The organism is Clostridium sp. CX1 (genome assembly GCF_025398335.1).
GTDB classification, from domain to species: Bacteria; Bacillota; Clostridia; order Clostridiales; family Clostridiaceae; genus Clostridium_AM; species Clostridium_AM tanneri.
On the sequence record NZ_JAODOO010000035.1, the window covers coordinates 1 to 6811 of the forward strand.

Below are 6811 nucleotides of genomic sequence, written 5' to 3' on the forward strand. Positions count from 1 at the left end.
TTCCGCTACAAAGGTCGAATATTCCTTTGATTATGACAGTAGCGGTAATCCAGTGAAGTCACGAGTGGAAAAAGCTCCAGAGACCAATGTAACAAATGAAAAACTTTTTATGGAGTCCATTGCAAATTATAGTATCAGCGGAAATTACCTGAAAGCAGCAATAGACAACGAAGAAAATTCTGTAATAAGTCATTACAATGAAGAAAAAGGAGTACTGACAGCCACCACTGATGGAAAAGGAAGTAAGACCTTCTATAGTTATGACGATATGAATAGACTTGTAAGTGTCTCTAAAGCTCTGGAAGGTACTGAAAGCAGAAATATCGAAAAATTCCCGTTAAATTCAAGTCTTGTAGGAAGCAAAGGAACAAGAACAATTTTTGATGCTGGAGCAAACTTGCTTGTAAACTCTTCCTTTGAAAATAGCAGCAATTCTTGGAGATTGGAAGATTGGGATGGTTCTACAGGAAAATGGAGAATTGTATCGGGAGGAATACATGGAAACTACTGTTTAGAAAGTTATGACTCAGATGGAACTGTCACTGGAAACCCTACTAATGCTGTAGCTTTTCAATTAGTTACATTACCCACTGCTTTAACTTTATCAAAAGTATATATTTTAAGTGCCTATGCAAAGAGAACAGGAGTAGCTAATCCTGTACTGGGAATACAATGTTTTGATAAGAACGGAGCTGAAATTGCTGGAAGTTATAAAAACTATCAAAAAGATATAGCTAAGGACAGATGGGTTAAAATAAGTGAAAGTTTTACTCTGCCAGCAGGAACAAAAAGTCTTTTTGTAATACTAAGAAGTGCTGTTAGCGGCACTGACACAGTAAGCTTTGATGCTGTACAAATGGAGGAAGGGAGTAGTTTTACTGCTTACAGTCCAAGCAGAAGTGATAACTCAAAGCCTTATTATGATTTAGGCATAGATAAAAAATCTGGAACCTTGTCTGTATGGTTTAACACTACAGGTACAGGAACAAGAATGATTTTTTCCAATGAAAGTAAGACAGCCTTATTCAATCTTTATATAAATGAACAAAATAATATAATTTTAAGCTCATTAAACAAGTCAAATGCTGGGCAAAACATTATCACTGCAAATGATGTAACTATAGCTAACAATACATGGTACTTTATAGCCCTAAAGTGGCAGCTTGTAGAGTCATCATTTTACAGCAGGACTTTGCAGTGTACTTTATATATTAATAATAGAACTTATACTGGCTCTGTAATTGATTTTAAAGACTTTACAGGAGCAATTACCGCTGTTGGAAGTAATCCTTACGGAAACTACAGTTTATCAGGAACTTTAGATGACTTTGCATACAGTAGAAAGGCATTGATTGATAATGATATAAAAGCTCTCTACAACAAAATTATGCCAGAGGATAGAGGAACTATAGTTACTAACAGCTACACTTATGAAAAGGATAAAATAAAAACAATTTCTCACAATGGTTTCAGCTATAGATTTGAATATGACAGCTTAGGAAATACAAAAGAGGTTTATGCTGCAAATGAACTTTTAATAACAAATGAATTTGATCCTGCTACAGGGAATCTTATAAAATCAGAATATGGAAATAATCAAAGGGTATCCATGGAGTATGATGAGCTAGATAGAGTAACTAAAAGAAAATTTAATAGAGATATATTAGATAATAGTCAAAAGGATGAGATAAGATACAGCTATGAATACGACAACGAAGGTAATTTAGCATACCATGAGGACGGGGTGAATTTTAGAGATTATAAGTACAGCTACGATTTATCAGATAGATTGGTTAGAATTGATGAGTATGATAAAGATATAGGTACTTCAAGTTATGGAGAGACATATTCAACAAAATTTGACTATGATATGAGCAATAATCACAGCATAATAACGGAAAAAATAGATGAAAAACTTTATGAAACAAGATATGGTTATGACAAGGACAATAAACCTGTAGGAGTATTCTATGATTCTGTAATAGAAGACAGTCCAAACTTTGAATATTTTCATCTAAGTACAAATACTACTGGAAGTAGAGGAAAAACTCCAATACAGGAAACCCCTATATTTGGAAAAGACGAAAATGATCAAGGAGCTCTTTATGCATATCCAGGCACAAAAGTAATTTATGATTTAGGCATAGATAAAAAATCAGGAACAATGACAGCATGGGTAAATACAAGAAACAATACAGGTTCAAGAATGATAATTGGCACTGAAGGACCCACTGAACTATTTAACCTCTATATAGATAAAGACCAAAAAGTAAATCTTGCAGTAATAGGCAGTAAAGGTTTTACAAATATAATAACTACAGATGAAACATTAAAATATAATACATGGTACTTTGTTGCAGTAAGCTGGCAGTTTGATCCGGGAAACTTGACTTTAACTGGTAAGCTCTATCTAAATCATAGTATTTATAAGTGGCAAACTGCAGACTTCAAAGATTTTAGTAAACTAAAGACAGCTATAGGAAGTAATATAAGTGGAAATTATTCACTGAATGGATTAATTAGAAACTTCAATTATTCATCCTCAGACTTAACAGAAGGGGAAATACTTTCACTGTATACCAACAAATCAGTGAGATATTCTTATGATAACCTTGGCAGACTACAGAGAAAGACAATAAATATAGGACGTACCAGTTTTCAAACTCAGTATGCCTATGTATCTGTCACTGGTAAAGAAGAAGGAGCAACAGTAAATAGGTTATCCTCTGTGCAAAATGAACTTATTCCTATAAACTATTGGTATGATGAAAATGGAAATATAACTAGAATTCTTGAAAACGGAAAGAATATTAAGTATTCCTATAACGAACTAAATGAGCTTATAAAGGAAGAAAACGAAGTTCTAAATAAAACTGTAATATACACTTATGATAGCGGCGGAAATATAAGTAGTAAGCAGGAAATAATAAATGGTATTTCGCAGGCTCCTATAAGCTATGAATATAGAAGTTCTTGGAAGGATAAACTGACACATTATAATAAAAATGAGATAACCTATGATACAATAGGAAATCCTAAGACCTATGCCGGTTATACCTACAGCTGGGAAGAAGGAAGAAGATTAACATCCATTATAGGTAGTGATATCAATGCCTTCTTTAAGTATAACGATTCAGGAATCAGAACACATAAGAGAGTAAATGGATTTACTACAAAGTTTCACCTAATAGGGGATAGGGTAACCTATGAATATACTGAAGATGCTAGTCATGTAATAAAAGATAGGATTTATTACAGATATGATAATGCAGATGACCTTGTAAGTATGAATTTAAATGGTGTAGAATATTATTATATAAGGAATGGTCAGGGAGACATTATCGGTCTGATTAACAATAGCGGTACTAAGGTAGTAAGCTATATATACGATAGCTGGGGCAAGCTTATTAGCATTAAAGATGAAAAGGGTATTGATGTAACTAATAATAAGGAACATGTTGGGTACAAGAATCCTTATAGGTATAGAGGCTATAGGTTTGATAGCGAGACTCGACTCTACTATTTAAATTCAAGATATTACAACCCTGAATGGGGCAGATACTTGAATGCTGATGCATTAGGCGGAAGCAGAGGTGACTTATTATCTCATAATGTATTTGCTTATGCCAAGAATAATCCTGTTAATATGACAGATGAAAATGGATATCTGTCAGGATGGGTTAAATGGGCTATAGCAGCAGTTGTAGCAGTAGTTGCAGTTGCGGCGGTTATAGCTATAGCATCACCAGCTACTGCAGCAGCAGCTGTAACTATGGGAACTGCTGCGTTAACTAGAATATCGCAGATTGTACAACGAGTTGGTCAGAGAGCTGTGCAGGTCGCAAGTAAGTTAAAAAATAAATCTACAGGTGCATATAATTCATCATACAAAGGTGGAGAAACTGGTCTAGGAAAGTTAAGTGGTAGGTCTATTAATGTTACAAGGAAAGGATTAAATATTGTAAAAAGCCATATAACAACTTTTGAAGAATATGGGCCTAATAATGCTATGATAAATAGACTTGAAAATGCATTAGTTAAAGGAAAACAAGTAACGGGATCAGATGCGAGTTTTTATATGCATGAGATTTCGGAGTCAACTATAATGTCCAAAGGACTTAGTTATAATGAAGCACACGCTGCTGCATTAAGTAAATATGGAGTTTCACCATTTAGTGTATATCATCCTGAAGTTATAAATATGTATCCACAAGAATTTAATTCAAGATGGATAAATTTTTGGAGGTAGAAATGATAATTGTAGAAAATAAAACAAAATTTATAAGAGCTAGATTATGGACAGATGAGTTACCAGAATTGAAATATAACACTATTGAAGTGCTGAAAGTAGATATAGAAACTGTTAATGCTGAAAATTGGCAACAAAAGTATTTAGGACTGGAATTGTCACTATCAAGAAATAGCAGCAATTATGCTTTATTGGGTGTAAAATATGTACCAAGTAAAGAAAAAGTTTTAAAAGTAAAGGTTAATGTAGGTATGTCTAACGATGTAATATTAAAAAATAATATTGCACAAGAAATTGATGAAGTTCATGTAGGAATACCTAAAGAATATGCAGCACCTATTATTAATTATATACAAGAAAATATTAACAAAATAAACATTCCACCAGGTACATTACTTTTTAATACAGGAGCACATGGATATATAGGCTCAAGTCAAACAGTATTTTTGTTATCAACTAAAATTCTTATAAATATGATTCATAAGGATTTAAAATCAATATATGAAGATGATTTAATTAAAGTAATTGATGAAAGTATAAAATGACGAGTAGGTATAACTTGAAATTAAAGTAGTAATTTATTGTTTAAGGCAGAAAACACTGTTACTGAAGAGATATTGTAGGGAAGTTATTAGGAGAATTTAAAATGAAATATTATAAAATAATGTTTGATGATGAAAGAATTAAGAAAGATGATATAGTATGTTTTACAGAAAAGGAATATGAGAGAAGATATGGAGTAAAACAATACGATTTAAATGATGGCAAGTTTATTGATAACTGGAGTGATATTTTTACTTTCTATTACAATGAGAAAGATGGGAATCAACCAACTGACTATATATCTAATAATTTAGGTTGGTTTTTAGTATCTCATAGGTTTCAGCAAATTATGAAAAGTTTTCGAGAAGAGCAAATACAATATTTACCTGTCAATATTAAAGAAACAAATACTGGAAAAGTGTTAAATGAATTTTTGTAGTTAATATTGTAAATTTAGTTGATGCACTAGATTTATCAAACTCCGAATACACGGAATTTCAGGTAAGAGGAAATAAGTATATTACAGTTATTAAATATGCATTAAAAGAGGATAAATTAGAAAGAAGACATTTGGTGAGATTAACTAATAGTAAATTTTCAGTTTTTATATCTGAGGAATTAAAGATTGCATTAGAAAATAATAAAATAACTGGATGTGACTTTTTAGAGGTTAAAACAATATAGTAAGCAGAGAAGTGTTTTCGGTTTTCTGCTAAGGAGTTTGCCGACATAGCCATCAACCTAAGCAATAACAAAGGCTGATGGCTTTTTATGGCACCTTATTGCAGTAAGTTGGCAGTTTACCCCAGGAAACTTGACTTTAACTGGTAAGCTCTATTTAAATCATAGCATTTATAAGTGGCAAACTGCAGACTTCAAAGATTTTAGTAAACTAAAGACAGCTATAGGAAGTAATATAGGTGGAACCTATTCACTAAATGGATTAATTAGAAACTTCAATTATTCCTCCTCAGACTTAACAGAAGGGGAAATACTTTCACTGTATACCAACAAATCAGTGAGATATTCTTATGATAACCTTGGCAGACTACAGAGAAAGACAATAAATATAGGACGTACCAGTTTTCAAACTCAGTATGCCTATGTATCTGTCACTGGTAAAGAAGAAGGAGCAACAGTAAATAGGTTATCTTCTGTGCAAAATGAACTTGTTCCTATAAACTATTGGTATGATGCAAATGGAAATATAACTAGAATTCTTGAAAATGGAAAGAACATTAGATATTCCTATAATGAACTAAATGAGCTTGTAAGGGAAGAAAACGAAGTTCTAAATAAAACTATAACATACACTTATGATAGCGGAGGGAATATAAGTAGTAAGCAGGAAATAATAAATGGTGTTTGGCAGACTCCTATAAGCTATGAATATAGAAGTTCTTGGAAGGATAAACTGACACATTATAATAAAAATGAGATAACCTATGATACAATAGGAAACCCTAAGACCTATGCTGGTTATACCTACAGCTGGGAAGAAGGAAGAAGATTAACCTCCATTGTAGGTAGTGATATCAATGCCTTCTTTAAGTACAACGATGCAGGAATTAGAACACATAAGAGAGTAAATGGATTTACTACAAAGTTTCACCTAATAGGGGATAGGGTAACCTATGAATATACTGAAGATGCTAGTCGTGTAATAAAAGATAAAATTTATTATAGATATGATAACGCAGATGACCTTGTAAGTATGAATTTAAATGGTGTAGATAAGCAGAGAGCCCAAATCTCTGATTTGGTGCGAATCGCTTAGCTCTTCAGCTCTGCTGTAGAGCTTCCTTTGTTTATATAAGAAATGGTCAGGGAGACATTATTGGCTTAATTAATAATAGCGGTACTAAGGTAGTAAGCTATATATACGATAGCTGGGGAAAGCTTATTAGCATTAGAGATGAAAAAGACATTGATGTAACTAGTAATAAGGAACATGTTGGGTATAAGAATCCTTATAGGTATAGGGGCTATAGGTTTGATACGGAGACAGGATTATATTAT

5 protein-coding genes are annotated in these 6811 nt (G+C 32.6%); all 5 read left to right on the forward strand.

Going from position 1 to position 6811, the window contains the following annotated elements; genetic code table 11:
• Positions 1 to 4249, forward strand: a 4249-nt coding sequence (locus N4T77_RS19795) for a LamG-like jellyroll fold domain-containing protein (RefSeq protein ID WP_261673586.1), incomplete at its 5' end; no start/stop codon positions are given.
• 2 nt (positions 4250 to 4251) lie between these two features.
• Positions 4252 to 4794, forward strand: a complete 543-nt coding sequence (locus tag N4T77_RS19800; protein WP_261673587.1) for a hypothetical protein — start codon at positions 4252 to 4254, stop codon at positions 4792 to 4794.
• Positions 4795 to 4895: 101 nt separating this feature from the next.
• Positions 4896 to 5231, forward strand: a complete 336-nt coding sequence (locus tag N4T77_RS19805; RefSeq protein WP_261673588.1) for an imm11 family protein — start codon at positions 4896 to 4898, stop codon at positions 5229 to 5231.
• Between the two features lie 5 nt (positions 5232 to 5236).
• A complete protein-coding gene (locus N4T77_RS20320) occupies positions 5237 to 5476 on the forward strand; it encodes an imm11 family protein (protein ID WP_396125174.1) in 240 nt (79 codons plus the stop codon).
• 130 nt (positions 5477 to 5606) lie between these two features.
• Complete coding sequence (locus N4T77_RS19810) at positions 5607 to 6569, forward strand: hypothetical protein (protein WP_261673589.1); 963 nt, start codon at positions 5607 to 5609, stop codon at positions 6567 to 6569.
• Positions 6570 to 6811: the final 242 nt, after the last annotated feature.

Coding starts and splice junctions, on each gene's coding strand:
- N4T77_RS19805 (WP_261673588.1), top strand. CDS start 4,896: ATGAAATATTATAAAATAATGTTTGATGATGAAAGAATTAAGAAAGAT.
- N4T77_RS19800 (WP_261673587.1), top strand. CDS start 4,252: ATGATAATTGTAGAAAATAAAACAAAATTTATAAGAGCTAGATTATGG.